Source organism: Alcaligenes aquatilis (genome assembly GCF_003076515.1).
Taxonomy (GTDB): Bacteria; Pseudomonadota; Gammaproteobacteria; order Burkholderiales; family Burkholderiaceae_B; genus Alcaligenes; species Alcaligenes aquatilis.
Map to the genome: position 1 here is coordinate 891,365 of NZ_CP022390.1, position 26,568 is coordinate 917,932.

Sequence of the window (26,568 nt, forward strand, 5' to 3'; positions counted from 1 at the left end):
CTGTGCTGGATGATTCCTATAAGGAAAGATCATGACTGCGCCTGTGCGTTTTCATCAAAAAGTGGCCATTGTGACGGGCGCGGCCCAAGGCATTGGCCGTCGCGTTGCCGAGCGCTTGCAGGCCGAAGGGGCTTGGGTGTTGGCGGTAGACCGTTCGGAACTGGTGCGGGAACTGGCCGACGAGGCGGTCTTGACGCTGGAAGTGGATTTGGAAACCGTTGAGGGTGCGCAGGCCGCGGCCCAGGCGGCACTGGATAAGTGGGGGCGTATTGATATTTTGATCAATAACGTCGGCGGTACGATCTGGACGCGTCCTTACGAACACTACACGCCGCCGCAGATCGAAGCCGAGATTCGTCGTTCTCTGTTTCCAACCCTGTGGTCCTGTCATGCCGTGTTGCCCAGCATGCAGAAGCAGGGCAGCGGGGCCATTGTGAATGTGTCCTCGATTGCGACCCGCAGCATCAACCGCGTGCCTTATGCGGCGGCCAAAGGCGGCGTCAATGCCTTGACCGCCTCCTTGGCGTTTGAGAATGCCCAGCGCGGCATTCGGGTCAATGCCGTCTCACCCGGCGGAACCGAGGCACCGCCACGGCGCATTCCCCGCAATACCCAGACCCAAGAAGATCCCCAGGAAGCGATCTGGTATCAGCAGATTGTGGATCAAACCGTGGCCAGCAGTTTGATGAAGCGTTACGGCAACCTGGATGAACAGGCCGCCAGCATTTTGTTTTTGGCCTCGGACGAGGCGTCGTATATCACCGGCACTGTCTTGCCAGTAGGAGGCGGCGATCAGGGCTGATCAAGCGATGCAGGCGGCTGGTACAGCGAATGACATCAACACAAAAAACTCCATATGGGGGAGACAAATCATGAAAACAGTAGACGTTAATGCAGTGATTGAGCAGGCGCGCTTTGGGCGCTTTCACTGGATGGTGATGAGCCTGTGTGCCTTGTTGTTGATATTCGATGGTTACGACTTGTTTATTTACGGTGTGGTCTTGCCGGTGCTGATGGACGAGTGGAATTTGACGCCGGTGCAAGCCGGAGCCTTGGGTAGTTACGCCTTGTTTGGCATGATGTTTGGCGCCTTCGTGTTCGGGCCGTTGGCAGACAGGATTGGCCGTAAAAAAGGCGTGACGATCTGCTTTGCCTTGTTCAGCCTGGCCACATTTCTAAATGGCTTTGCCAGCTCACCAACCGAGTTTGGGGTATATCGCTTTCTGGCCGGCTTGGGCTGTGGGGGCTTGATGCCCAATGCCGTAGCCTTGATGAATGAATATTCGCCTAAACGTTCGCGTAGTACCTTGGTGGCGATCATGTTCAGTGGCTATTCATTGGGTGGCCTGTTGTCGGCGGCGATTGGCATCTATATGTTGCCGCGCTTTGGCTGGCAGTCCATGTTTTTCTGCGCGGCTATTCCGCTGTTGCTGCTCCCCTTTATTGTCTGGAAATTGCCGGAGTCGCTGACGTTTTTGATACGCCAAGGGCAAGAGGAAAAAGCACGTCGTATTGTGCAGGCCTTGGACCCTGAAATGGGCGTGTCTCAAGATACCAATTTGACCTTAAATGAACAGAAACAGACGGGTGTGCCCATGCTGGATCTGGTCAAAGAAGGGCGCTTGCTGGGCACCTTGATGATCTGGGTGGCGTTTTTCTGCTGTCTATGCCCTGGGCTCCTGGCTACCTAAATTGATGGCCAATGCGGGCTATAGCCTGGGTTCCAGCTTGTCTTTCCTGGTGGCCTTGAACTTGGGCGGCATGTTCGGTGCGATTCTGGGTGGTTGGCTGGGGGATCGTTTCAGCTTGCCTAAAGTGGTCGCCTGGTTCTTTCTGGTGTCGACGGTGTCCATTACCTTGCTGGGTTTCAAGAGCCCGACTCTGGTGCTGTATGTGTTGATCGTGATTGCTGGTGCCACCACCATTGGTACGCAGATCCTGCTGTACGCCAATACGGCACAGTTTTACCCCCTGTCCATGCGTTCCTCGGGCTTGGGCTGGGCGTCAGGCGTGGGGCGCATCGGTGCCATTGCCGGGCCTTTCCTGGGCGGCACGCTGATGGCGGCCAAGTTGCCCTTGCAGATGAACTTCATGGCCTTTGCTGTGCCGGGTGTCGTGGCGATGTTGGCGTTCCTGGTGTTTATGGTGTCGTTACGTCAGGCAGGCAAAATGTCGCTGACTGCGGTGGCGTAATAATAGAGGTAAAGCCTGAATTAGGATCCTGTTAAAGCCACCTGAAGGGCTGGAAGTCAAAAAATGAGTCAATAGCATAATGAGTTGATAGGCTTATTACCTGTGCTTTGTTATGCTTTGACTTTTACTTTCGGGGAGGTCTATATGTTCAAGTGGCTAGCCGTGGTGATGCTATCTGTCTTTATGGTTGGATGCGCTGCGCGTGTTGATTACAACCGGAAGTCGATAGATTTAGCCATTGGGATGAATAAATCGGAAGTGCGAGCCGTAATGGGCGAGCCACGTCGCACAGATGTAAATGAGGATCGCGAGCGCTGGATTTTCTGGAACCCGGCGATTATCGGCTTTACGCCTATTGATAATGAAACTCTTGCGCAAGACCGTTTAGTGGTGACTTTCGTAGAGGGGAAAGTGACTCGTTGGGGTAATCAGACCTATATAGACGATGCCGCTGAGATTAGTCGGAAGACGATGGAAAACTCCATGACTCTGATTAAAGAGACACAAAAAACAGCACAATAAACTGTTTGCTGGATTCTTTATAAACCCGCTTTGGCGGGTTTTTTGCTTTATGGGTAGTTGTATTTTGGGGACACCCCTATAGCCGAAGAGGTAGTGCTGGTTAAAACAGTGCTTTTGTCGACGGGTATACTCTTTGGTTTCGTCAAAGTAGGGCTGACATCCTGTCGAGAAGCCCCTAGAGGTATTTAGGTTTGCCATGAGTTCTAATGTGTTCTGGTTGTTTTTACCCGCCTGTTTTGCCCTGAATATGGCCTTTGGTCCCAATAATCTGCTGTCCATGACGGTAGGGGCCAAGCAAGGGATACCGACTGCCCTGGTGGCAGCTATGGGGCGTCTGGTCGCTTTTGCCATCATGATTGTGGTGGCAGCCTTGGGGATGGGAACCTTGTTGATGGTCTCGGAAACGGCCTTTACCGTGGTCAAGTTCGCGGGGGCGGCATACTTGATTTGGCTGGGCATTAAGGTGCTGCGTGCCAGTGGTAAATCGTCCGCTGAACAAACAAAACTGAACAAGAGTGATGTCTGGGGTTTGGTACGCCAGGAGTTCTTCGTGGCGATGGGTAACCCTAAAGCCATTCTGATCTTCACTGCTTTTTTCCCGCAGTTTGTGGATATGAATAATTATTGGTCTAGCTTCCTGACACAGGGCGTGATTTTCCTGCTGCTGGAAGTGATCGCGATTGCAGCCTATGCTTATGTGGGCACGCGTCTGTCAGGCGTGATGCAAAATGCGCGTGGCCTGCGTTGGGTGAACCGTATTAGCGGCAGCATGATGATAGGTTTTGGTGTGATCCTGGCCATGGCCCGACGTTCCTGATGCGGCAGGCCCGCCCAGGCCTGTGAAAAAGAGCTCTCCTTGCGAGAGCTTTTTTTATGCCTATCACCGGTCTGGCAAGGCCAAGTCTCATGTTTTTATGGGTGTTTTTAAATTCAATACAAAGAACTTGAAAAATCCCCTGTTGCTGTGTGAAGAGCCTGTTTTGCTTCTGTTTCTATTTGTACAGGGTAAACACTGAATATGCTGTTTAATGCTTGAAGTTTGTAATTTTTTTGTTAGGATAAAAATTCGTTCTAGGCTTTTTTATTACCTAAATGGCAGGAGGCTTGGAGATGAATGACATACCCATGAACTGGCCCAGTGATTTCCCGAGTAAACACGATTCAATATAAACCTTCCAAGAACAGCGGAGACCATTAAGCAGCCAGGCCGCCCTATGGGCGGCTTTTTCATTGGCGCACAAGAGTTCTGGTTTTTATAGTGATGTATTTTAAGGTTTGCCCTGTCGTTTATTGATAATATTCCAATGCTGAATTGCCTATGACAGGGAATCCCCACTGGGCTACCTTAAATTATGGTTTATTGCGCTTGGTGGCTTGAAATAATACGGAGCAGAAAAAGAATGAATGGTGTCAAGACCTTGTTTGTTTTATGTTTTCCCCTGCTTCTTGGCGCTTGCTCCAGTATCGCCGTTACTTATTATAGCGACCCCGAAGGAGCCACTGTCGTTTGCAATGGCAGCGTCTATGGTGAGACCCCACTGACTATTCGCTATGCGCTTAGCGATGACGATAAGCGCCTAGGGGTTCTTTATACAGACTCTTGTTATGCGCAGTGGCTCAGTGGATACCGGGTCTCGTATAGCAATCGGGTGCACCTTCCCCGGATTCCGGTTTTTGGCTATCAAATGGCCAAACGTCCCCTGGGAGACGGTTATGCACAGGATGCGGATTATGGTTTGCGGGTGCAGACCTTGCGGCAACTGCGGGCGCAACAAGAAGAAAACCGTAGATTGATGCAAGACCAACTTCGGGAGCAGCGTAAAACCAATTGCCTGCTGGAGGGGAAATCAAAATGCTAGTGCTCCCTTGGGCAGGTATTAACTTGTAATATGGCCTCTGACTAAACGTGATCAAGGGGTTTTCAGACTTGTTCTGATGGGCCGTACCTACTGCTGGCCTTTCCATGGGCTGTGGGTGTCACGATGGCAACTGGCTGTGAAATTGTGTAGCTGACGGCTGTGCATGGCGGATTCATAGCCTTGTTGCGCGTACACAAGTCCGTCAGGGCCTATGCTATTTTTCTCTCTTTCCCTTTTCTGATTGATTCAGCCTTGCCACGTTCATCTGCTATCTCTTCTCGTCGTATCACTATCCGCGATGTCGCCAAAGCGGCAGGGGTGTCGTTGACCACTGTCTCGCATGCCTTGAATGACAGAGGTGTGGTGGACCCACTTACACGTGCCAAGGTCAAGCAGATCGCGGCTGATATGGGCTACCGGCCCAATGTGCGGGCGCAGCGTTTGCGCTCGGGGGCGGCCAACAGCATAGCGCTGGTATCGTCCATGCCGTTTGCTGTGTCGGGCGGTGTGTCGCGTTTGGGTTTCATGATGGAAGTGGCGGGGATTGCGGCCGAAGCGGCCATGAGGCGCGGTCTGGCTCTGGTGTTCGTGCCCCCCTTGGAAAATGCCCAGGCCTTTTTGGAGGGGCTGGATATTGATGGGGCGATTTTGTTGGAGCCCATGACGGATGATCCCAATGTGCGCTTATTGCAGGAGCGTGGCGTGGCTTTGGTGTCGATTGGGCGTCAGGGTGGCACTGCGGACAGCATTCCCTTTATTGATCTACAGTCCACCGCAACCGCGCATCTGCTGTTGAACCATTTGTGGGAACAGGGGCGGCGACGTATTGCTTTGGTGCAAAGCAGCGCCGCGCGAGACTCTTATGCCAGTCATAAAAAGGCCTACGAGAACTTCGCCGCCGCGCACGCCATGCCGGTGCGCTATATGCAGGTAGAGGAAAGCTTGGGTGAAGCGGGTGGGTTTGATGCCTGCACTCGGCTTTTGGCACAGTATCCCGATACGGATGCCTTATGTGTGCCTGTGGATGCTTTCGCGGTGGGCGCTTTGGCCGCGGTCCAGCAAGCCGGTTTGCGCGTCCCGCAAGATGTGATGATTGCGACCCGTTACGACGGTTTGCGTGCTCGTACCGCAGAACCCGCTCTGACCGCTGTGGATCTGCATCTGGAACAAGTGGCGACCTTGGCGGTAGAGCTGCTGTTTGAGCATTTGTCGGGCGATAAGAGCCGCCTGTCGGCGTTGGGCCCAAAGCCGGAGCTAAGGGCCCGTGCCTCTACACAGTTGGATGTTTAAGTCAGCATAACGGCAAGACCGGAGACGGTCGCAAATATCAGAACCCCAATACGCAGACGGCGTTGATCCAGCCTGTGATGAACCAGGCTGCTTAATCCCATGCCTAATAACAATGCGGGCAGGCATAAAACGGCGTAGCTCAGGTGGGACCACTTCAGTGCGCCGGAGATGCCCAGCACGAGCAGCGAGATCACTTCCCCCACCAGAAAGCACAAGGCGACGGTTGAGCGCAGAGTCGCGACGGGGGCATGCTGGTACACCAGAGCCAAGGGTGGGCCACCAATACCGGTTGCGGTTTCAGTGATGCCGGTGACCAGGCCTGTGGCAATAAACGCTTTTTTACCGGGCGTGAAGCTGGGTGCCAGCACTGAAGCCAGCACCGCGAGCAAGGTGCTGATGCCGACAAATTGGTTTAACCAGTAAGTCGATAGCACCAGCAAAATCCCCAAACCGGCAAATGTCCCCGCAAAACGTCCGACGGTGATCCAGCCCGCACCGGTGCGATCAATCCCCTCGCGTTCACGCCAGGCAACATAGGCATTCAGTGGCAGCATCAGGAACAACAGGGCGCCGGGTATGGCTTCGGGATGAACCAAAGCCAACACCGGAACCACAATCAGGGCAAAACCCATGCCGCTGGCTCCCTGGATAAAGGCACCTGCCAACACGGCGGCAAAAGCAATCAGCAAACCAGCCGTCATGCCAAGGCCTTTTCTTGTGCTGCGCGACGAGCCAGGTGCTCGGTAGACGGCGCATGCAGTTTGCGGATGTCTGATTGCGCGACCGCATGACGAGCCAACTCACGCACTTCTTCCAGCAAGGGCAGGGGATCCCAATCTACGGGCTGGCCTTGCCAGAGGCGCAGCTTGCCTTGGACCACCACAGCCCGGATCTGATCGCGGGCGGCAATCCGAACCAGCTCCCAAGGCAGATCCCAGGAAGGCGTCATTTCAGGCACCTGCAGGTCAAGCACCAGGAAGTCAGCTTGCGCACCCACTCGAATCTGCCCAGTTTGAGTACCCAGGCCCACGACCTCGGCACCGCCACGGGTTGCCATGTCCAGCCAGGTCCAACCCGCGCCGCAAGAGGAGTCGCCCACCATCATGCCGAAGGCAAAGCGTTGTGCGGCCTCGCCATAATCCATCATGCGGAAGGCATCGCTGCGAGTGCCGTCCGTCCCCATGCCCAGACGGATGCCTTGAACACGCATGGCTTCGGCAGGAGCGACGGCATTGCCTTTCCAGGCGCTGGCAACTGGGTTGTAGGAAACGGCGGCATTCAAGTCGGCCAGCAGACGGACTTCGCTGGGGGTGACCAAGGTGGCATGGGCCAGCAAGGAGGCCGAGCCCAGGGCACCGATATGAGCCAGATGCTCGATCGGGCGGCGGCCATGAGCATTCAGGGAACGTTCCACCGCGACCAGATGCTCGTTGGCATGGGTCTGGAATACCCGACCGGCTTCTTCGCTCATGGAGTAGATACGATGCAACATGGCATCACTGGCGGCTTCGGGAATAGAGATGGCCAGTGAAGGGCTGATCAAAGCATGGTGCTCCCATTGCTGGAGGTGGGCCTGGGCGCGAGCCACAATAGGCTCGGCGTCCAAAAGTACCGCGCTGTGTTTGTCGTTGCAGATCAGGCCCAGAACGCAGCGTAGGCCTACGTCAGTGGTGGCTTGCACAATCGCGTCCAGATCCTCGGATGAACGAGTGCCCGCATCACAAACCGTGGTGAATCCACCCCGCAAGGCTTCCAGGGCAGACAGCTTGCTGGACGCATACAGATGGCGGGCATTCAAAGTGCTTTCCAGCGGCACCCAGACGCGGCGGAAAATCTCCGAAGGCTCGCCATATACCAGCGACTTCCCATAAGACTGAGTGACGTGATGGTGTGCATCCACAAAGCCGGGCATCAGCAAATGGCCGGGTAAGCTCAGGCGCGGCAGCCCGGGGTGACGGGAGGCAATTTCTTCCACCGTGCCAATATCGCTGAAGCGACCTTCTTCAATCAGCACAGCGTGTCCGCTGACGGGGCCTTGCGGCAACAAGAGATGTTCAGGCTCCAGAATGCGGGCCTGAGCCAGCTCATGGGATTGGAATAAAGAAGCGTGATTCATGGCACAGCTCATCAAGAATGTTGAAGGGGGGCGGTTTTGGGGGAACGCTGGCCGACGTGAATGAACAGATAGTTCAGGACAGCCGCCGTCAGAGCGCCCATGGCAACGCCGTTGGACAAGAGCAAACGCAGTTGCGAAGGAAGTTGGTCGTAGATGCCGGGGACAACGATGGGCAGCAAGCCCACGGCCAAGGCCGTGGCAACCACATACATGGCGGCATGACCGCGCAGGTCTACTTTGCGCAACATATCTATGCCCATGGTGCCCACGATGGCAAAGACCACCAGGCCGGTTGCGCCAATGACAGAGGCTGGGATGACGCTGATCAGCGCGGACAGGGGCGAGAACACACCAAACAGAATCAGGAACAGCCCACCTACCGCCGTGACATAGCGGGAACGCACTTGGGTGGCGCGGATGATGCCGATGTTCTCGCCGCTGGTAATGATCAGCGAGGTCCCGAAAATGCCACCCAGCAAAGACGCCAGTCCGTCGCCACGGATCGTATTGGGGACTTGCGCCTGTTGCTCGGCTTCCCCTTCTTTGCCTAGGACTTCATTCAAGGCAATGGTCTGGCCAGTGGCTTCAACCATGGAAATCAAGGTGAACAGCAGCAGCGGCAAAGCGGCAATCAGATCAAACTTGGGAGGGCCAAAGGGGAAGGGGGACGGCAGGGCCAACAGTGAGCCACTGCCCACACCGCTCAAGCTGATGTCGCCCATCAAGGCAGCGGACAAGGCGCCCACCATCAAGCCCAGCAAGATCGCCAACTGGCGGCACATTCCCTTGAGCAAACGGGCAAATAGCACCGTAGACGCAATAGTGATCAGGGCCAGCAGCAAATTGTCGGTATTGCCGAAATTGGCCGTACCGGGCGTGCCGGCAATCAGCTTGCCGGAGATCTGCGCCAGGTTGATGGCAACCAGCAAGAGCATGATGCCGATCACCAGCGATGGGAAATAACGCAAAAAGCGTTTGAAGATAGGGACGATCAGGAAGTACAGCAGGGCGGACAGAATCACCGCGCCCGAGGCGGTGGGCAGATCGGTTTGTTGTGCGATCAAAATGAACAAGATGATGGGCGCGCCACCGGGCAGCATCACAAAAGGCAGCTTGGCGCCTATGCCGGCCGGACCGAAGGATTGGATCAAGGTGCCTATGCCACAAACCAGAAAAGTGGCGCTAAGCAGTTCAGTGGTCAGTGCCGTATCAAAGCCTAGGGCCTTGCTCATCAAGAACACAGCCGCGATGGGTGAGGCGGCCATGACCAATACGTGTTGCAGTCCGAAGGCAATCATGCGCTGGGGGGAGTACAGCTCATCCACTTGCGCAGTGGGGGTGTCTTTCATCCGTGTCTCCTGTGCTGCGTTGCTAGTCTCTCAAGAGCCTGCCGCAGCCTTTTGGTTTTTGTTGCGTGATAAGTAAAACGATTTGGTTTTAAGTTTTACGTTCAACCAAAACGTTTTGGTAGTGTATTTTGGCCTTTCCGAAAAGTCGATGTTGAAATCAAATAAGGATTATTTCGCTACGCTGAAATAGCCTGTTGAAGGCAGAGGCAGAGGCAGAGGCAGAGGCAGAGGCAGAGGCAGAGGCAGAGGCAGAGGCAGATGTGGAGATCAGGCAGCTCGCAGTGAGCTAGAGGCTGCGTTTGTTAGCGTGGTTCAAGGCCAGCACTTCTATGTGTCCTAGCAAGCCGGATGAGGGTCGCTTAGCAGGGAACCAAGCGATCTGATGTAGAGGCAGGAAGCGGCATGAGGAGAGCCGAAGTCATCAGAGACTTGGCCATAGTGGGTATGGAAAACGGTAGGGGGAGGGGCCGTGAAGCGTAGACGACACGAAAGAGCGTCTGAACAGTAGGGATGGCTCACCCTTCAAGCAGTCAGGCACGACCGCCCAAAGGATGTTTTTACGTAATAGGCGTCAATCCACGATGTAGAGCTTGGCGCCCGTCTGGGTGGAGGAACGGTGCGGTTCGGCATTATCGGCCACATGGTAGGACTGGCCCGGCTCCAGGGTGAAGCGACGTCCGTCTTCTAGTTCTGTCTCCAGCGTGCCTTCCAGGCACAACAACATATGGCCTTTTACACACCAGTGATCGGCCAGATAACCGGGGCTGTATTCCACCATGCGTACGCGAATGGGGCCAAATTGCTGGGTGCGCCACAAGGCCATGCCTGTTTCGCCTTTGTGTTCAGTGGGAGTAATGTCGGACCAGTTAACGGTGCAAAAAGGTAAATTCTGAATATCCATGCTCGTGGCTCGCTTGAAGGGATGATGTTCATAGTAGGCCTGTTTGCGGGGCCTGGTTTGTCTCCTTAGTATTTTGTCTTGATACAGGCAATTTCAATTTAGAAATTTGCTGACGGCACAAACGCGTAAAGATCAGGAATACTCGCGCTCAACAGGGGCTCTTCATGGCTCTTGTATTAATAAAAGGGGAAGCGTATGAGTCTGTCTCAATCATTATTATCTGCACACCATCGTCGACGCTGGAGCGTGTTGGCCGCTGCCTTCTTGCTATCGGCGTGCAGTAGTTTGCCTGAGCAGTCGGCACAGCGTGAGGCGGTATTGGCCTCAGTACCGCAAATAGCCTCAACCTTGGGTACGCAGTGGGGAGAGGGGCGCGAGTCACGAGCCTACGCTGTTCCAGCCCAACGCGTCGAGCCGCAGCGCGATGAGCTGCAATTGGCTTATTCCGATGAGCGCAGTATTCGCCAGGCGTTGGGACAGAACCTGGATGCCCAGCGCAGCATCTTGCTCGATCAAGGCAAGGTGGAGCTGTCTATCCATGATGGACGCGACAGGCCTTTGACTATTTACAGCCGCATTGGGCAGAAGAACTATCAATTGGCAGGCAAATCAGGCGAGCGTTACGTCCTGGTCTATACCAATCGCAGCGCGACGCCTTATGAAATCATTGCCACGGTAGATGGTCTGGATGTCTTGTCGGGAAAGGCGGGTAGCCGCAGCCATAATGGCTATCTCTTGCAGGCAGGGGCCGTGTTGCGCATCGAAGGCTTTCGTAAAAGTGCTGATGAAGTGGCGGCGTTTCGTTTCTCTCCCAAGGATCGGGCTTATGCCGCAAACAGCCTGGCGGGTGATACACGCAATATCGGTGTGATCGGTACGGTGCTTTACGAAGTGCGCCCGGTGACTCCGGCTCAACCTGCCGTGCAGTCGCCCAATCCTTTTCCTGCCGATAAGAGCGGTGGACACTACGCGCCCCCACCACGGTACTAAGGCTTGATCGTTTCTTTCTTTTGATTGGTATGAGCGCTCTTTTCATCGCGGTTCAGTTCGAACAGCACTGAGAGAGGCTGCGGGGTGGTCAAACATCCGTTTTAGCGGATCTGTCATTAAGGCTGGGCTAAAATCGCTTTTTCAGTTGTGTTCTTGGAGAGGGTATCGACATGAGTGGCTCCTTTACTTTTGTGATGGTGTTGGCGTTTCTGGCTGTGGTCGTGGTGATGGCAGGGGTCAAAGTTGTGCCCCAGGGCCAGCAATGGACGGTGGAGCGTTTTGGTCGCTACACCCGCACTCTGACGCCAGGCCTGTCTTTGCTGGTGCCTTTTATGGACCGCGTGGGCCGCAAACTCAAAATGATGGAGTCTGTGCTGGATGTGCCTTCACAAAGTGTGATTTCCCGCGACAACGTGGCTGTGACAGCGGACGGTGTGGTGTTTTATCGTATCGACAATGCGGCCCAGGCAGCCTATGAAATTGATCACCTGGAACTGGCTATTGTGAATCTGACGACCACGAACCTGCGTTCGGTTCTGGGTTCGATGGAACTGGATCATATGTTGTCCAACCGCGAAGTCATTAACGATCGTTTGCTGGCGGCAGTGGATGCGGCCACCACACCTTGGGGAGTGAAAGTCACCCGTGTGGAAATCCGCGATTTGAATATGGCGCCCGAGTTGCAAGAAGCCATGAATCTGCAGATGACGGCAGAGCGCCATCGTCGTGCAGCCGTGACCAAGGCCAGCGGCCAGAAAGAAGCGGAAGTGCTGCAAGCCGAAGGTGAAAAGCAAGCGGCCGTATTGCGTGCTGAAGGTGAAAAACAAGCCGCTATCTTGCGTGCCGAAGCACGTGAGCGTGAAGCCGAGGCCGAAGCCCGTGCAACCCGCGAAGTGTCTGACGCCATCAAGAGTGGTGACGTTCAGGCCTTGCAATACTTTGTCGGCCTGAAGTACGTGGAAGCCTTGCGTGATGTGGGTACGGGTCCTAACAGCAAGCTGGTGCTGATGCCTTTGGAGGCTAGCGGCATTACGGGTGCGGTGGCGGGCGTGACCGAGCTGCTCAAGACCACCGGCAGCAAGCTGGGACAAAGCTAAGTGAATAGCTGGGGGAGCTGATCTTGTCGTTCATTTTTGATTCCTTCTGGTATTGGTTGGTGTCTGGCGTCGTGCTGATCGCTGCCGAGGTCGTGATCTCCGGTGTCTATTTGCTTTGGCTGGGTCTGGGAGCCTTGACGGTGGGCTTGTTTGCGGCTGCCTGGCCGGATGCCCCCAACTGGTTGCAGTGGTTGATTCTGGCTGTTGCCATGCTGGGATGGGTCGTGGTCGGTGTGCGTTGGCAGCGACGCAGCCGGGCCAATCAGCCTGACATTGTCAATACCGGCTTGAGTGCTTACGTTGGCGCCCATGCGCAGGTCAGCGAAAGTTTTGTGAGTGGCCGTGGGCGTATTCGGCTTAACGATAGTTATTACAGTGCCACTGCGACCCAGAATCTGGAACAGGGCGCTGTAGTTGTGGTGTTGGCAGTGGACGGCGCTGAAATGCGTGTTCAGGCTGTTGAGCAAGATAAATAGTAGGGTGTAAGAACAATGATGAACAATCGCTACGGCAAGCTGGCTTCCTTGGTGTATCACCTGGACAAGCCGGTAGGACGCTCTTTCGGGGATGTGGAGTACTACCTGGAGCGTTTGCATGGCACAAGCGGGCCAATTCTGGAGCCCGCAGTAGGCACAGGCCGCATTTTGATTCCCTTGCTGCAAGCAGGGCTGGATGTCAGCGGCTTCGATCTGTCCCAGGAAATGCTGGATTACTGCCAGCGTGAACTGGAACTGCGGTCTTTGAACTCGCCGCTTCAACTGGCAGGGTTTACGGATTTCACGGCAGATCGTCTTTTGGAGGCGATCGTGGTGCCGGCCGGCTCTTTTCAACTACTGGATTCGTTTGAGCAAGGCATGGCCGCGCTACGCCGTTTTCATGCGTGCTTGAAGCCAGGTGGACGGCTGTTGCTGGATCTGGACCCGGTGGCGGCGATTGTGAATGTGCAGCCCGGAATGCGGACCTGGTCGGCACCGCCGCATGGGCTGATTACCCTCAATGCCACTGCTCTGGATAAAGATTACTGTGCCCAGGTAAGCCGTGAAATGCATCGCTACGAATTATGGGAGCATGGTGTCTTGCTGGAAACCCAACTGGAACAGTTCTCGCTACGTTGGTGGGGCGTTCAGGAACTGCGCATGGCGCTGGAGCAGTTGGGCTTTGGTGAGATTGTTATCTCCGGTGGGTATCAATATGGCAAGACGCCTCAGGATATGGACGGGATTATTTCCTTTGAAGCGCGCAAGCTGTAAGGCTGGGGCTGAGCTTGGTGCCAGTAATCGTATTAGTGTGGTGACTAAGGTGGGCACTGTGTCTGCTAGGGACAAGGGTATAGGCCCATACGTGAATGCTGGTGCTGCACCGGCAATGACAGGGCCGCAAGCTGGATTCGGGTGTCGGGTTATTTCAGCCCTGTCCGCTTTCATACTGGCTCTACTGCCTGTATTCAGTCCCGCCGCACAAGGGCTGAGCCTGACGCAAGATGAGCAAGGCTGGGTTTATGTGAATGAAAAGGGCGCAGCAGTGTTACGTCCCTTTATTTACGACAATGGCCCTGATTATTTTGAAGAAGGTCTGGCCCGTTTCGTCGCCAAGGGGAAGATGGGTTTTCACGATCAATCCCTGAAAGTCTGGATACCGGCGCGTTACGATTTCGCCTTTCCTTTTGTGCATGGTAAAGCCAAGGTTGGCATGAACTGCAAGCTCATCCCTGAAGGCGAGCACCGCTCGGTTCGCTGTCAGCATTGGGAAACCATTGCCAATCCTTTGACTGCATTACAAGATCAGCCTGAGAACTAGCCTGTACACAGTACACTGCAGGACAGAACATATCCGGAGAGCACGATGAAAAAATGGGGAATCTTGGGACTGGTTGGCGTTTTGTCTGCTTGCGCGAATCAAGCCTCGACACAGCCACCTGTGGGTATGGCCAACCCGGCTTCGGCTTATTGCGTGGAGAAGGGTGGGCGATTGGAGATCGTCAATACACCAACTGGGCAAGTGGGCATGTGCACCTTGCCGGATGGTACGGTGATTGAGGAGTGGGAGCTGATGCGTCGTGACCACCCTTCAGCAAAGTCCTGAAGCCAGAGAGTAAAAGCCAGCGAAAAGCTGGCTTTTTTGTCAGCGTTCGATGCGGACTTCAAAGTACGCTTCAGACTCGCCCAGATCGCGAAAGCCGTCACTCATGGCGCGCGTGGCAGCGGCAATCCATTTCTTGGCCAGGGCAATGTCCTCGCCGGATAACTCCGTCTCTGCCGTTTCTTCGGCCAATTGCCAGGCTCGATAGGCCTGGACCACAGCCTCCGGGCCTTGCATGACTTTTTCTAAGCTGCGGCGAAAACGCTCCTCAGCCTCGCGGCGGCCGCGTTCGGTGATATCGGAAGGAGCGTCGTGCAAAGTAATGGTATAGGACATGATGCTTCTTTTTTGCTGTATGGATGAACAGTAATTTAGCATGCCTTTTTATCTTGAGCCAGATTTTTGTGATATCTGCAGCATGAATTGTTAGTTCACTTCTTTGACGTTTTTGTGCTGCTGGAACCAGGTCGCACGGTTGCTGGGCTCTGGCCGACTGCCCAGCGTTGATGTTCTACCAGGGACTACCCGTTCTAGCCCGTGGGTATACTGTTCCAAACAGATTTCCGCTCTCTTTTTTCATTGCCGAGGTTCAGGGTGCAGCTTGTCGTGATTGGCAGTATTACCGTTGATATTGTGGTCTCTGGCATGCCAGCCGAGCTGGCGCGTGGCGACAAGCAGGAAGTGGGTTCGATCGACTTGTATCCAGGCGGCGGTGCACTAAATGCGACAGCCAGTTTTATGGAGCAAGGCGAGTCGGTTCGACTCTTGGGGGCGCTGGGTCGAGATGGCCTAGGCGGCTGTTTGCGAACCCATATTGAGCAACTAGGTATTGATGTCAGCAGTATGCAGCGCTGCCCTGATCAACCTACAGGTAAAGCCATTGTTCTGGTAGGGCCTTCCGGAAGTGCTTCGGTGCTGGCCCGACGAGGTGCCAATGCCTGCTTGCGTGTTCAGGCTCAAGATCTGCAAGCAGACTTGATCTACGTGGCCCCTGTTGCCTTGCAGCCTATGGAAAGTTTGGCGCAGGCCTTAGCTGAAAGAAGCGAGACGTCAGCTTGTTTGGTGGTCAATCCCAGTGTGGCTTGTTTGCAGCATCAAGGACTTGGATTTCAGCAAGTTTGCGCGCGTGCCGATGTGCTCGGTTTAAATGCAGTAGAGGCCCAAATGTTGGCAGGTGTTAAGGATACCGATATTGAGCTGGAATTATCCATTCATCAAGCGTGCGAGCTGGCCACGCGTTTGCAACATCATCCCCAACAAGCTGTGCTGATTACCTTGGGTGTGCAGGGGGCGGTATTGGCTTTTAATGGACAACATTATGTGCAGCCTGCCAGTAAAGTCATGGTGCGTTCAACAGTTGGGGCCGGGGATGCGTTTCTGTCCAACTTTGCCTTGGCCTGGAAACGGGGGCTGAAACCGCTAGAGGCCCTGGATTTGGCCAACCAGGCAGCGGCAGCAAGGTTGGAACAGTGGGCGGCCAATACGTTTCCGCCTATGTTCGGGCAAAGCGCGGATGACGTTCTGGCTTGGTGAGTATTGAATAAAAGAACACAGTAAAAACAATCGCAAAGGAAGGGGAGATGGCTGTCACTGTCATTATTGTCGGTTTATATCTACTGGTGATGGTTTTACTGGGCATCACACTCTGTCATACCCGTCCCAAGACATGGAAACGTGATACGGCTTTATTAATGGTTACGCCCTTGGCAGTCCCCGTGGTTTACGCAATTTTTACCGTCTTCAGTGGATAGAGCGCAGACGCGAAGTGTCTGTGCAGAGGCTGTTGTTCCATGTTGCGAGCTTGTTTGCTGCAGAAATACGCTCGTGTGGCTCGAGCCTGGTCTTTGTGTCTGTGCTGTACGGGATCTTGACAATCGTTGACTTCATGTTCTGAGGAGGGGCAGTTACCATGGTTTCAAGCTTGTTTTAGTTGAAATTTCAGGATGTGCGCCATGATTACTACCTTGAATCTGATCGATTATGTACCAGTGGTATTAATGCTGGCTGGTTGCGGGATCCTGGGCTTTATTTTGCTGTCTTTCTGTCTGCATCGCTCATAAATTGCGCCGGGCATTGTCTTACTTTGTCATAAAACCCGGTTACTTACGCGTGATTTCAACTTCTTCTTTTACTTAACGTGTTGCTTTTGCTGCACGCCTGCCATTGCTCACTTTTCCTATCTAACAAGTGTAGTAAGCTATTTCCACGATCTGTTTCGCGACCAGCGCCTGAAAGCTTTTTCTAGCTTGCGTTAACAGCAGACGCTGCTTGGTCAATCATCGTGTCAAATGACAAACCAGGCCTCAGCAAACATCAGGTCAAGGAGAAGGAAATCATGTTTTTCCGCTTAGTTTCTGCTTGTGCAGGCTCTTTGATGTTATCGGCATGTGCCAGCTCCAGCCAAACGAGCACTGCGCCAGCGACCCAGGCTAACTTGGCCTCGCTTTTTTGTCAGAGCATGGGCGGACAAACCATTGTTCACGAAAGTGAGCGTGGCGCTTATGGAACCTGTTTGATGAAAGATGGCTCGGAGTCTGAGGAATGGGCCTTTTACCGTAGCTGGTATCCCCGCATGGACTGAATTCTTTGCCAAATGTGGTTTTTTTGTGGTGATACCGCACCGCGATCGTGGGCGAAGGTGATAAACTTAGCCAATCAAATGTGTTATTTGGGAAGTAGAATCTTATGAACTCAACGCGAACTACCCGTCGGCAAGTCTAGCCGTGGCCGCGTAGCGTTTCGTTTGCTTTCCAAGAACGTTCAATTCAAAAGCGCGGCTTTTTCAAGGCCGCGTTTTTTATTTCAGGAAGTGTTATGGTCCGAATCACACTGCCCGATGGCTCCCAGCGAGAGTTTCAGGGCCCGGTTTCCGTCAGCGAAGTGGCGAACTCGATTGGTACTGGCCTAGGCCGTGCCGCCCTGGCAGGCCGTGTCGGCACGCCAGGTACCGAGTCGCGTCTGGTGGACACCTCGTATGTGATCGATCAGGACAGCCATTTGGCCATCATCACTGCCAAAGATGCGGATAGTCTGGATTTGATTCGTCATTCCACCGCCCACTTGCTGGCTTATGCCGTCAAGAGTCTGTTTCCGGATGCCCAGGTCACGATTGGCCCGGTGATTGACAACGGCTTTTACTACGACTTTTCCTACAAGCGCGCTTTTACGCCCGAGGATCTGGAAGCCATTGAGAAGAAAATGGCAGAATTGGCCAAGAAAGACGAAGTGGTCACTCGCGAAGAATGGCTGCGTGATGATGCTGTTGAGTTTTTCAAGAGTATTGGCGAGGACTACAAGGCAGAGATTATTGCCTCTATCCCGTCCAACGAGCCCATCAGCCTGTACCGCGAGGGCGACTTTATCGACTTGTGCCGTGGCCCTCATGTGCCATCTACTGGCAAGCTGAAAGTGTTCAAGCTTATGAAAGTGGCCGGCGCTTACTGGCGTGGCGACAGCAATAACGAAATGCTGCAACGCATTTACGGCACTGCCTGGGCGACCAAGGAAGATCAGCAAGCTTACCTGACCATGCTTGAAGAGGCCGAGCGCCGCGACCATCGTAAACTGGGCCGTGAGCTGGATCTGTTCCACTTCCAGGAAGAAGCTCCCGGTCTGATTTTCTGGCACCCCAAGGGGTGGGTGATCTGGCAACAGGTCGAGCAATATATTCGCCGCGTCTATCAGGACAATGGCTATCAGGAAGTGAAGGCGCCGCAAATTCTGGATTTGTCGCTGTGGAAGAAAACGGGCCACTGGGACAACTATGCTGAAAACATGTTCACGACCGAGTCGGAAAATCGTGTGTATGGCTTAAAACCCATGAACTGCCCCGGCCATGTGCAAATCTTCAACTCCGGTTTGCATTCCTACCGTGAACTGCCGATCCGTTACGGCGAGTTCGGTCAATGCCATCGCAACGAACCTTCGGGTGCCTTGCACGGCATGATGCGTGTGCGCGGTTTTACACAAGATGACGGTCACATTTTCTGTACCGAAGATCAGCTGCAAGACGAGTGCGCGGCCTTTACGGCTCAGTTGCAAGCCGTGTATGCGGACTTCGGCTTTACCGAGATTTTGTATAAAGTGGCCACTCGTCCTGAAAAGCGCATCGGTGACGATGCGGTCTGGGACAAGGCTGAACAAGCCCTGATCGAAAGCTTGCGCCGTACTGGTTGCGAGTTCGAGATCTCTGAAGGCGAGGGCGCTTTCTATGGTCCGAAGATTGAATACACACTGAAAGATGCCATTGGCCGTCACTGGCAGTGCGGCACTATCCAGGTGGACTTCTCCATGCCAGCGCGTTTGGGCGCCGAGTATGTGGATGCCCAGGATCAGCGTCGCGTGCCAGTGATGTTGCACCGTGCTATTTTGGGTTCTTTCGAACGTTTTATCGGCATGCTGATTGAAAACCACGCTGGTGCCTTGCCGGCCTGGTTGGCTCCAGAGCATGTGGTGGTATGCTGCATTTCTGAAGGTTCAGCTGATTACGCCCAGTCCGTAGCGCAAAACCTGAAGAAAATGGGGTTCCGTGCCTCCTCTGATTTGCGTGGTGAAAAAATCACTCGTAAAATTCGTGAGCACAGTATGCAAAAAGTGCCCTATATTCTTGTCGTGGGTGAAAAAGAGCGTGAAAATGGCGCAGTGGCCGTACGCGCGCGTGGTGGCGTGGACTTGGGCGTCATGCCAATAGCCGATTTTTCAGCACGATTGAAGCAAGAGATCGATAGCCGTCAGTAAAACAGAAACGCTATCGTTTTTATCGACATTTTTAGGAGTTTTCGACATCGCAACCGAGAAAAAACATCGCATCAATGGTGAAATTCGTATTCCAGAGGTGCGACTCATTGGAGTCGAGGGTGAGCAGCTAGGTATCGTCAAGGTGCCTGACGCCTTGGCAATGGCAGAACAACATGATGTGGACTTGGTGGAAATCGCCCCTACGGCTGCACCACCGGTTTGTCGTCTGATGGATTACGGCAAATTCCGTTATCAGGAACAGAAGCGCCAACAAGAAGCCAAGGCCAAGCAGAAAGTCATTCAGATCAAGGAAGTCAAGTTCCGTCCCGGCACGGACGAAGGAGACTACCAGGTCAAGCTGCGCAATGTGAAGCGTTTCATCGATGATGGCGATAAAGTCAAGGTGACTTTGCGTTTCCGTGGTCGTGAGATGGCGCACCAGGAATTGGGGATGCGTGTGCTGGAGCGGGTTCGCGACGAAGTCAGCGAAATCTGTCAGGTTGAAGCAATGCCCAAGTTGGAAGGCCGTCAAATGGTCATGGTCTTGGCGCCTCGCAAGAAAGCGTCCTGATACTTTTGCACGATGCTGCCTGGATCCGCCCAGGAGCATTATGCGTCGCTCGACTCACTCCCAAGTGGTGAGTCGAGCGCAATCGCCTTTGCAGCTCGGCTGCAAAGGCGTTTTTCTCTAGGTGTGATATGCACGTTTTATTCATCATTGATCCTTTGCCCAGCCTGTCGGCTTACAAGGATTCCTCCGTTGCCATGATGCGTGCATTTTTGGCGCGTGGTCATCGCGTCAGCGTCACATTGCAGTCTGATTTGTATATTTCCCAAAGCCGGGTTCGTACACGTAGTCAGGCTGTAAGCATTGCTGCCGATGCCGATTTGCGTGCGACTTCGTGGTGGACACACCCCGAACCTGCGACCGAGCAGGAGTTGAATGCCTTTGATGCGGTCATCATGCGTAAAGACCCGCCTTTCGATATGGAATATTCCTATTCCACGCATTTGCTCAGCTTTGCGCAGGAGCAGGGGGCCAAGGTCTTCAATTCGGGCGCAGCCATTCGTAATCACCCTGAAAAACTCGCGATTACCGAATTTCCAGAATTTACCCCACCCACTTTGGTCACCCGTGACATGGCCCGCCTGCGTGCCTTTCACCAGGAGCATAAGGATGTGATCGTCAAACCACTGGATGGTATGGGCGGCATGGGTATTTTCCGTCTGCAAGATCCAGAGCCCAATTTGGGCGCCATCCTGGAAACGCTGACGGCGAATGGTACGCAAACCATTATGGCGCAGCGCTACATCCCGGAAATCGTCAAGGGTGACAAACGCATCCTGATTATCGATGGTGAACCGGTGCCTTATGCCTTGGCACGTATCCCCTTGGCTGGTGAGACGCGCGGCAACCTGGCTGCAGGTGGTCGAGGGGTTGCCCAAGCTTTGTCCGAACACGACTGGCATATTGCTCGTACCCTGGGCCCTGTACTGGCCGCTCGTGGTTTGCTGCTGATCGGTCTGGATGTGATTGGTGACTACGTCACGGAGATCAACGTGACCAGCCCAACCTGTTTTGTTGAAATCACGGACCAGACAGGCTTTGACGTTGCGCAGCGTTTTGCCCAGGCCGTCGAACAAGCGACGGGACGCGCGTGATTCGCCTTGCCTTGATCATGCATGAGCCTCTGGCCAGTGCGTTTGCCAGTTGTGCCGAGCACGTCTTGGGTGAAAAGCCCGATCTGTTTGTCTTTGACATACAGGCCGACGAATGCACCGATACAGCGGTAGATCGCTTGCTGGAGCGGTTGCACACACAAGCGCCGGACGCATTGGCCACGCTGATCCTGTGTGATCTGTACGGTGCCACACCCTTTAATGTGGCCCGACGGGTTCAGCAAGCTTTGCAAGATCAAGGGCAGGGCGCTTATTTATTGACTGGCACCAATATGTGTATGGTGTTGAAAGCCTTGACCGAGCGACGTGACAATCCTGAGCAGTTCGCCCAGGATGTCATGGCAGGCGCATTGCGTGGCATTGTTCACGCAGACTGCCATTGCTAATTTGAATGTTCATTTTCATTTTTCAGTTGCCCTTATGCCTAGCGTATCCATCACGATTAGTAATAAATTAGGTCTTCATGCTCGGGCAGCAGCCAAGCTTACTCAGTTGGCTGGCCGGTATCGTAGTGAGATTTTTATCGCGCGCGGATCTCAACGCGTGAATGCAAAAAGTATTATGGGTGTCATGATGCTGGCCGCCGGAATGGGGGTCACCGTGGTTATCGACGCTCAGGGCGAGGATGCCGACCAGGCCCTCAATGATATTCAAGCGTTGTTTGATGCCAAGTTTGGTGAAAACGAATAGGGAAGCAATCCATTCATGAATAGTGCAGCAGCTCGTACCCCGGCACCTGATTTGCCTTCGATGTTTACCGCTCAAGGTCAAGCAGTCGGTAAGGGGTACGCCATTGCCAAAGCCGTGGTGATGAGCGCAGCAGCACTGGAAGTTCCTCATTATCGGATTGCAGCCGAAGACGTTGATTCTGAAAGCCAGCGCCTGTTAAGCGCCATGGCCAGTACTCGCGATGAGCTTCGCACCATGGTTGATCAGTTGCCTGTGGATGCCCCGCGCGAGCTGGCTCCCATATTGACTGTGCACAGCCTGCTGCTGGACGATCCCATGTTGACGCAGCAAACCTGCGCCATCATCGCCGAGCGGCACTACAACGCAGAGTGGGCCTTGACTTCGCAAGGTCAGATGTTGGTTGAGCAGTTCTCCCAAATGGAAGACGAATACCTGCGCGAACGTGGTGCTGATGTGCGCCAGGTTATCGAGCGGGTATTACGAGTTCTGGCAGGCAAGCCAGCCTTGTTGCCGGGTTTTTCTGCGGCTCAGGAAGAACCGCTGATTGTGGTCGCTCGAGATATTTCCCCAGCGGATATGCTCCGCTTGCGTGGTGGTCATTTTGCTGGCTTTTTGACCGACTTGGGTGGGCCAACCTCGCATACAGCGATTGTGGCCCGCAGTTTGAGTGTTCCTGCCGTAGTGGGCCTGGGAAGTTTCCGCAGTCTGATTCGCGATGGCGATTATTTGATTGTGGATGGTTTCTCCGGCGCGGTGATAGTGAATCCGTCTGAACCGGTGCTGGCTGAATACCGGGAACGTCAGCAGGCCTATCGTCGTGAACGGGCCGAGCTGGAGGCATTGCTGGATGCGCCTGCGATGACCTTGGATGGCATCCATGTTCGTCTGGAGGCCAATATTGAGCTTCCTGAAGAAGCCGAGCTTGCCTTGAAGGCGGGCGCCGATGGTATTGGCCTGTTTCGCAGCGAGTTTTTGTTTATGGGGCGCGCGGATCTGCCTTCTGAGCAAGAGCAATACGAGGCGTATTCTCGTGTTGTCAAGGCAATGAAAGGCAAGGTCGTCACTATTCGCACACTGGATATTGGTGCTGACAAGACTTTGGATGGTGACGCAACGGTAGCAACCAACCCCGCGCTGGGCTTACGCGCAATTCGCTATTGTCTGGACAAGCCTGAAATGTTTGCCACGCAGCTGCGTGCCTTGCTGCGAGCCAGTCAGTACGGGCAAATCCGTATTCTTATCCCCATGATTTCCTCCATGAACGAGGTCCATGCAAGCCGCCAGGCTATCGAGTCGGCGGCGCGGGAGCTGGAGAAATCCGGCACGCCTTTTGCTCGAAATTATTTATTGGGCGCCATGGTAGAGGTGCCAGCCATCGCTATTGCTATTGAGCCCTTTGTGCAGGAACTGGATTTTCTGTCCATCGGAACGAATGACCTGATTCAATACGTTCTGGCGGTAGACCGGGGAGATGCAGAAGTGGCCAGCCTGTACGACCCCATGCATCCCGCTGTCTTGCGATTGATTGCGCATACCATCAATGCGGCTGACCGAGCAGGTAAACCTGTGGCGATTTGCGGGGAAATGGCAGGGGATGCCTCGGTCACTCGCATGTTGCTGGGGCTGGGCCTAAAAGAATTCTCCATGCATCCGCAGCAATTGCTGGATGTGAAAAAGGAAGTGCGTCTTTCGCATTCCAATGCCTTGCGCGTCAAGGTTGCCAGTGCCTTGAACCGGGCCGAGCGCATCGATTTAGCGACATTAGCCGCCTAAGTGGTTGAAAATAGATCAATTTAATTTGGCAAATATGTAACAAACCCCGGCTGTAACCCGATGAGGGATTCTGTTTGTAACGGGGTCTCGTATCCGGGTTTCAGGCTAGGTACTTGTTGTTAAAGGGTTTGTCACAAACCTTGAGCGATATCGTCAGAATATTTGAAATCAGGATTTACACTAATAGATTGGTCTGTATGCCTGGCACCGATAGAATGGCTCTTAGGGGAGTTGTAACAAACCCAAGGCCGAGCCGGAAGTCGCACCAGGCATCGGCCCATTCTATCTAGCGACCTTGGAATAGTAGAAAGGAAATCTTATGAAACTGACTCGTGCTCATTTTGCTGTCATGGCCGCTGCTGCTTCGATGACTCTTTTGGCTGCGTGTTCCAAAGAGGACGATAAAGCCGCTTCGAGCGCGCCACCGGCTCCTGTCGCTGCGCCACAATCGACGGCGCCTGCCACTGCACCTGCTCCCGAAGCTGACAAATCCATGGAGCAAAAAACGGAAGAGTTGAAGCAGGACGCCGCTAAAGTTGCTGAAGACGTCAAAAAAGAAGCAGAGGAACAGAAAGAAAACGCCAAGGAAAATGCTAACTCCTTGAAGGAAGATGCCAAGGCTGCTGGCGATAAAATCGCTGAAAAAGCAGACGAAGCCAAGGACGCTATGGCTGAAGCTGCCAGCCGTACTGGTGATGCGATTAAAGAAGGCGCAGCCAAAGCTGATAAAGCCATTCAGGACAAACTGGGTAATGGTGTTGACTCTTCACCATCTTCCGTTCCTTCAGAACAAGCCAAACCTTAAGGCTTGAATAATTGGGCAGCTTGTCTGGCCAGATGAAAAAAGCGGGTGCCTTTGGCACCCGCTTTTTCTATACTGCTGATAGTGTCAATATTTTCAGGAGAGGACCATGATTAATCGTAGCGAGTGGCTGGAAGATCTACAAAAAAATGTTTCGGAGCTGATCGCCAAAAGTCCGGCTGCCGATATTGAGCGCAATGTAAAAGCCTTTATGGGACAGGCCTTCAACCGTATGGACTTGGTCACCCGTGAAGAGTTCGATACTTACCAGTTGATGCTGGAGCGTGCGCTGGCTCGTGTGGCTGCTTTGGAAACACGTTTGCAAGCCTTGGAAGGGCGCCAAACTCCTGTTCCTCAGGAAGGTGATGCTCCTGCTCAAGAGGGCAGCCAAGGCTGATAACTTCATTTGAATACTGTTACCAGGCCTGGGGGTAGGGGCAAACATTCGGCCAGCCCCTTGCTTATTGCTGTTTTTCTTGTGTTGACCGGGGTGTGCGCCGCACTGCATGTGTGGAAAGTACCCCCGGCTTTGCCTTTTATGCAGCGGGAATTGGGCATGGACCTGGTGCAGTCGGGTTTTTTGCTGGCGAGCGTGCAAATGGCCGGCATGTTGCTGGGACTAGGTATAGGACTGATTTCCGAGAAAATCGGCTTGCGCCGCTGCATTCTGACGGGGCTGGGCATTTTGAGCCTGGCTTCGCTGATTGGTTCTCTGTTTGAGCATAGTTCGCTGGTTTTATTGGGCCGCATGATAGAGGGTTGTGGCTTCTTGATGGTAGTGCTGCCCATTCCTGCCTTGATCAAACGTATTACCGATGCCGCACGTTTGAGCCGGGTCATGGGGTTGTGGGGCTGTTATATGCCTGCCGGAGCAGTCTTGATGCTGTGGGCTGGCGCTGCCTGGTTGGCAGTAGGCTCCTGGCGTACGCTTTGGGTAGTTCTGGGCGTATTGACGGCCATCTTCATGGTTTTGACCTTTCTTCTGGTGCCGCCGGATTCTCAAACTCAAACCAAGCGTGCGACGCAGGATGTATCCGCTTATCACTGGTCGAGCCTGTTGCGCACGACCTTAAGCTCGGGCCGGGTTTGGTTGCTGGCCTTGGCCTTTGGCGTTTACGCGGCACAATGGGCTGCGGTCGTGGGTTTTATGCCCACTATTTATAATCAGGCAGAGATAGCGGTTGGCACGGCTGGTTTGCTGACGGCCTTGATTGCGGCCGGGAATGTCGTGGGTAATCTGGGAGCAGGGCGTTGTCTGCATGCAGGTATCCCGCCTCATCGACTGCTGCAAGCCGGCTATCTGGGCATGATTGCTTGTGCAGTTCTTGCTTTTGGGCTCACACAAAGCCTGGTGGTTCAATTTGTCGCCATCTTGCTGTTTTCGATTGTGGGCGGTTTAATTCCTGCTACCTTGTTTTTTCTGTCGGTTACGGCAGCGCCGTCGCCAGAGACCACCTCAACCTCCGTGGGCTGGGTGCAGCAATGTTCTTCACTGGGGCAGTTTGTAGGGCCGCCTGTGGTGGCGTCGGTTGTGCATGCCTTGGGCGGATGGCAGTGGGCTTGGGTGGCGACGGTTAGTTTTGCCGTTTTGGGCTTGATCATTGCCTGGCGCTTGTCACGATTGGTTCTGCCCGATGGCCGTTAAGTTTTGCTCTGATCACAGTCGGATCATCAGAAGCAGATAATGAAGGAGCCAGCTCAGCAATGCTGGCTCTGTTTTTTTGAAGGGAAAGCAGCTGCATGCTAGTCAGTAATGTCCAGATTACAAGAGATGAATTGATTGATCTTTTGGCCGCCTCCCATGAGTCTTTAAGCTTTGAAAACTGTACCTTTGATGGCCAGGATCTATCGGGTCTGGAACTGGAGGGCTTGCAGTTTTCCGCTTGCAGTTTTCTGGATACCCGCTTTATACGGGCGCATCTGCAAGACACAGTCTGGCAACGCTGCAAGCTGGGGCAAGTGGATTTCAGTCTGGCTGATTTAAGCTCGGCACGCTTTCGGGTGTGTGATCTGCACTTGAGCAAGTGGGTGCGTGCCCAGATTGCTTCGTTGCAGATCGAGGACTCCAAACTAAGTGGGGCCATCTTCAACGAAACCCGTGGTCTGGATTTGAGTCTGCGTGAATGCAAGCTGGTAGGGGCGACTTTGCGGGCCATTAATTTCCGCAAACAAACCCTGGTGCAACTGGATTTCTCTGATGCCGACTTGGGCGGCTGTGATTTTCAGGATGCGGTATTTGAAGGTGGCAGCTTGCGGGGCGCCAGTCTGCGAGGGGTGAACTTCAAAGGGACGGACCTGCGCAGTGTAGAGTTGGGTAGCATTAGCTTGTACGACTTGAATAACTCTTTCCAAGGCGCGTGCTTGTCCGTCGAACAGGCCGTCCAGTTGGTCAGCTCCATGGGTGTGCAGGTTCAGTAAGACCTGCAGGCCGTACAAGTACGCAGTGATGTTTTAAGGCAGGTATCTGGAGCTTCTTTTCCCTGACAGGCA

General features: G+C 54.0%; 28 protein-coding genes and 1 pseudogene. 24 read left to right on the forward strand and 5 right to left on the reverse strand.

The annotated features are described in order from the left end of the window. Positions 1 to 31 precede the first annotated feature (31 nt). The 6 genes and pseudogenes from CA948_RS04205 (at position 32) to CA948_RS04230 (ending at position 5,864) form a co-directional block, all read left to right on the forward strand. Positions 32 to 802 (forward strand): 1,6-dihydroxycyclohexa-2,4-diene-1-carboxylate dehydrogenase, encoded by a 771-nt coding sequence (locus CA948_RS04205; RefSeq protein WP_108727415.1) that lies wholly within the window; start codon positions 32 to 34, stop codon positions 800 to 802. 70 nt (positions 803 to 872) lie between these two features. Beyond that, a pseudogene (locus CA948_RS04210) lies at positions 873 to 2,193 on the forward strand (MFS transporter). A 144-nt stretch (positions 2,194 to 2,337) separates the two neighbouring features. Continuing rightward, positions 2,338 to 2,715, forward strand: a complete 378-nt coding sequence (locus CA948_RS04215) for a cell envelope protein SmpA (RefSeq protein WP_108728705.1) — start codon at positions 2,338 to 2,340, stop codon at positions 2,713 to 2,715. A 196-nt stretch (positions 2,716 to 2,911) separates the two neighbouring features. Next, a complete protein-coding gene (locus CA948_RS04220) occupies positions 2,912 to 3,532 on the forward strand; it encodes a LysE family translocator (protein ID WP_094196562.1) in 621 nt (206 codons plus the stop codon). Positions 3,533 to 4,115: 583 nt separating this feature from the next. After that, complete coding sequence (locus tag CA948_RS04225) at positions 4,116 to 4,574, forward strand: PEGA domain-containing protein (protein ID WP_094196563.1); 459 nt, start codon at positions 4,116 to 4,118, stop codon at positions 4,572 to 4,574. 252 nt (positions 4,575 to 4,826) lie between these two features. Next, positions 4,827 to 5,864, forward strand: a complete 1,038-nt coding sequence (locus CA948_RS04230) for a LacI family DNA-binding transcriptional regulator (protein WP_094198335.1) — start codon at positions 4,827 to 4,829, stop codon at positions 5,862 to 5,864. On the opposite strand, the gene CA948_RS04235 is transcribed toward CA948_RS04230, so the two are convergent. The 4 genes from CA948_RS04235 to CA948_RS04250 all read right to left on the reverse strand — a co-directional run bounded on the left by CA948_RS04235 (position 5,861) and on the right by CA948_RS04250 (position 10,230). After that, the gene (locus CA948_RS04235) at positions 5,861 to 6,565 is read right to left on the reverse strand and encodes a sulfite exporter TauE/SafE family protein (RefSeq protein WP_094196564.1); all 705 of its coding nucleotides are present in this window, start codon (positions 6,563 to 6,565) and stop codon (positions 5,861 to 5,863) included. The two genes, CA948_RS04230 and CA948_RS04235, sit on opposite strands and share 4 nt — an antisense overlap. Further along, positions 6,562 to 7,980: an amidohydrolase family protein gene (locus tag CA948_RS04240; protein ID WP_094196565.1), complete on the reverse strand. Its 1,419-nt coding sequence runs from the start codon at positions 7,978 to 7,980 to the stop codon at positions 6,562 to 6,564. The genes CA948_RS04235 and CA948_RS04240 overlap by 4 nt, the downstream gene beginning before the upstream one ends. 11 nt (positions 7,981 to 7,991) lie before the next feature. Next, positions 7,992 to 9,329: a uracil-xanthine permease family protein gene (locus tag CA948_RS04245; protein ID WP_094196566.1), complete on the reverse strand. Its 1,338-nt coding sequence runs from the start codon at positions 9,327 to 9,329 to the stop codon at positions 7,992 to 7,994. Positions 9,330 to 9,900: 571 nt separating this feature from the next. Further along, on the reverse strand, positions 9,901 to 10,230 hold the full coding sequence (locus tag CA948_RS04250) for a DHCW motif cupin fold protein (protein WP_094196567.1): 330 nt from the start codon (positions 10,228 to 10,230) through the stop codon (positions 9,901 to 9,903). Positions 10,231 to 10,425: 195 nt separating this feature from the next. On the opposite strand from CA948_RS04250, the gene CA948_RS04255 reads away from it, so the two are divergent. From CA948_RS04255 to CA948_RS04280, 6 genes are all read left to right on the forward strand, one after another. Further along, a complete protein-coding gene (locus CA948_RS04255; protein WP_108727416.1) occupies positions 10,426 to 11,220 on the forward strand; it encodes a hypothetical protein in 795 nt (264 codons plus the stop codon). A 170-nt stretch (positions 11,221 to 11,390) separates the two neighbouring features. Next, positions 11,391 to 12,317 (forward strand): SPFH domain-containing protein, encoded by a 927-nt coding sequence (locus CA948_RS04260; protein WP_094196568.1) that lies wholly within the window; start codon positions 11,391 to 11,393, stop codon positions 12,315 to 12,317. A gap of 23 nt (positions 12,318 to 12,340) precedes the next feature. Continuing rightward, positions 12,341 to 12,793: an NfeD family protein gene (locus CA948_RS04265; RefSeq protein WP_108727417.1), complete on the forward strand. Its 453-nt coding sequence runs from the start codon at positions 12,341 to 12,343 to the stop codon at positions 12,791 to 12,793. A gap of 15 nt (positions 12,794 to 12,808) precedes the next feature. Continuing rightward, on the forward strand, positions 12,809 to 13,567 hold the full coding sequence (locus tag CA948_RS04270; RefSeq protein ID WP_108727418.1) for a class I SAM-dependent methyltransferase: 759 nt from the start codon (positions 12,809 to 12,811) through the stop codon (positions 13,565 to 13,567). A 91-nt stretch (positions 13,568 to 13,658) separates the two neighbouring features. Then, on the forward strand, positions 13,659 to 14,114 hold the full coding sequence (locus CA948_RS04275) for a WG repeat-containing protein (RefSeq protein ID WP_238988652.1): 456 nt from the start codon (positions 13,659 to 13,661) through the stop codon (positions 14,112 to 14,114). 45 nt (positions 14,115 to 14,159) lie between these two features. Continuing rightward, positions 14,160 to 14,399, forward strand: coding sequence for a putative hemolysin (locus CA948_RS04280; RefSeq protein WP_094196571.1), 240 nt, complete (start codon positions 14,160 to 14,162; stop codon positions 14,397 to 14,399). Positions 14,400 to 14,438: 39 nt separating this feature from the next. On the opposite strand, the gene CA948_RS04285 is transcribed toward CA948_RS04280, so the two are convergent. Continuing rightward, entirely contained in the window at positions 14,439 to 14,732 is a 294-nt protein-coding gene (locus tag CA948_RS04285; RefSeq protein WP_003800394.1) for a hypothetical protein, read from the reverse strand. Positions 14,733 to 15,002: 270 nt separating this feature from the next. Here CA948_RS04285 and CA948_RS04290 point away from each other — a divergent pair, with 270 nt between their 5' ends. The 12 genes from CA948_RS04290 to CA948_RS04345 all read left to right on the forward strand — a co-directional run bounded on the left by CA948_RS04290 (position 15,003) and on the right by CA948_RS04345 (position 26,496). After that, a complete protein-coding gene (locus CA948_RS04290; protein ID WP_108727419.1) occupies positions 15,003 to 15,929 on the forward strand; it encodes a carbohydrate kinase family protein in 927 nt (308 codons plus the stop codon). A gap of 802 nt (positions 15,930 to 16,731) precedes the next feature. Continuing rightward, positions 16,732 to 16,977: a putative hemolysin gene (locus tag CA948_RS04295; RefSeq protein WP_094196573.1), complete on the forward strand. Its 246-nt coding sequence runs from the start codon at positions 16,732 to 16,734 to the stop codon at positions 16,975 to 16,977. Positions 16,978 to 17,210: 233 nt separating this feature from the next. Further along, a complete protein-coding gene (thrS, locus tag CA948_RS04300) occupies positions 17,211 to 19,133 on the forward strand; it encodes a threonine--tRNA ligase (RefSeq protein ID WP_108727420.1) in 1,923 nt (640 codons plus the stop codon). 46 nt (positions 19,134 to 19,179) lie between these two features. Continuing rightward, entirely contained in the window at positions 19,180 to 19,704 is a 525-nt protein-coding gene (gene infC, locus CA948_RS04305; protein WP_094196575.1) for a translation initiation factor IF-3, read from the forward strand. 128 nt (positions 19,705 to 19,832) lie between these two features. Continuing rightward, positions 19,833 to 20,795, forward strand: coding sequence for a glutathione synthase (gshB, locus tag CA948_RS04310; protein ID WP_094196576.1), 963 nt, complete (start codon positions 19,833 to 19,835; stop codon positions 20,793 to 20,795). Continuing rightward, complete coding sequence (locus CA948_RS04315; RefSeq protein WP_094196577.1) at positions 20,792 to 21,199, forward strand: PTS sugar transporter subunit IIA; 408 nt, start codon at positions 20,792 to 20,794, stop codon at positions 21,197 to 21,199. Before gshB ends, CA948_RS04315 begins: the two co-directional genes overlap by 4 nt. Before the next feature lie 34 nt (positions 21,200 to 21,233). Beyond that, positions 21,234 to 21,503 (forward strand): HPr family phosphocarrier protein, encoded by a 270-nt coding sequence (locus CA948_RS04320; RefSeq protein ID WP_094196578.1) that lies wholly within the window; start codon positions 21,234 to 21,236, stop codon positions 21,501 to 21,503. Positions 21,504 to 21,563: 60 nt separating this feature from the next. Then, positions 21,564 to 23,276: a phosphoenolpyruvate--protein phosphotransferase gene (gene ptsP / locus CA948_RS04325; protein ID WP_199827919.1), complete on the forward strand. Its 1,713-nt coding sequence runs from the start codon at positions 21,564 to 21,566 to the stop codon at positions 23,274 to 23,276. Positions 23,277 to 23,595: 319 nt separating this feature from the next. Then, the gene (locus tag CA948_RS04330; protein WP_108727421.1) at positions 23,596 to 24,081 is read left to right on the forward strand and encodes a hypothetical protein; all 486 of its coding nucleotides are present in this window, start codon (positions 23,596 to 23,598) and stop codon (positions 24,079 to 24,081) included. A 106-nt stretch (positions 24,082 to 24,187) separates the two neighbouring features. Beyond that, positions 24,188 to 24,475, forward strand: a complete 288-nt coding sequence (locus tag CA948_RS04335) for an accessory factor UbiK family protein (protein WP_094196581.1) — start codon at positions 24,188 to 24,190, stop codon at positions 24,473 to 24,475. 141 nt (positions 24,476 to 24,616) lie between these two features. Next, a complete protein-coding gene (locus tag CA948_RS04340) occupies positions 24,617 to 25,723 on the forward strand; it encodes an MFS transporter (protein ID WP_238988653.1) in 1,107 nt (368 codons plus the stop codon). 131 nt (positions 25,724 to 25,854) lie between these two features. Further along, positions 25,855 to 26,496 (forward strand): pentapeptide repeat-containing protein, encoded by a 642-nt coding sequence (locus tag CA948_RS04345; protein WP_238988654.1) that lies wholly within the window; start codon positions 25,855 to 25,857, stop codon positions 26,494 to 26,496. The last annotated feature ends 72 nt before the right edge of the window (positions 26,497 to 26,568 follow it).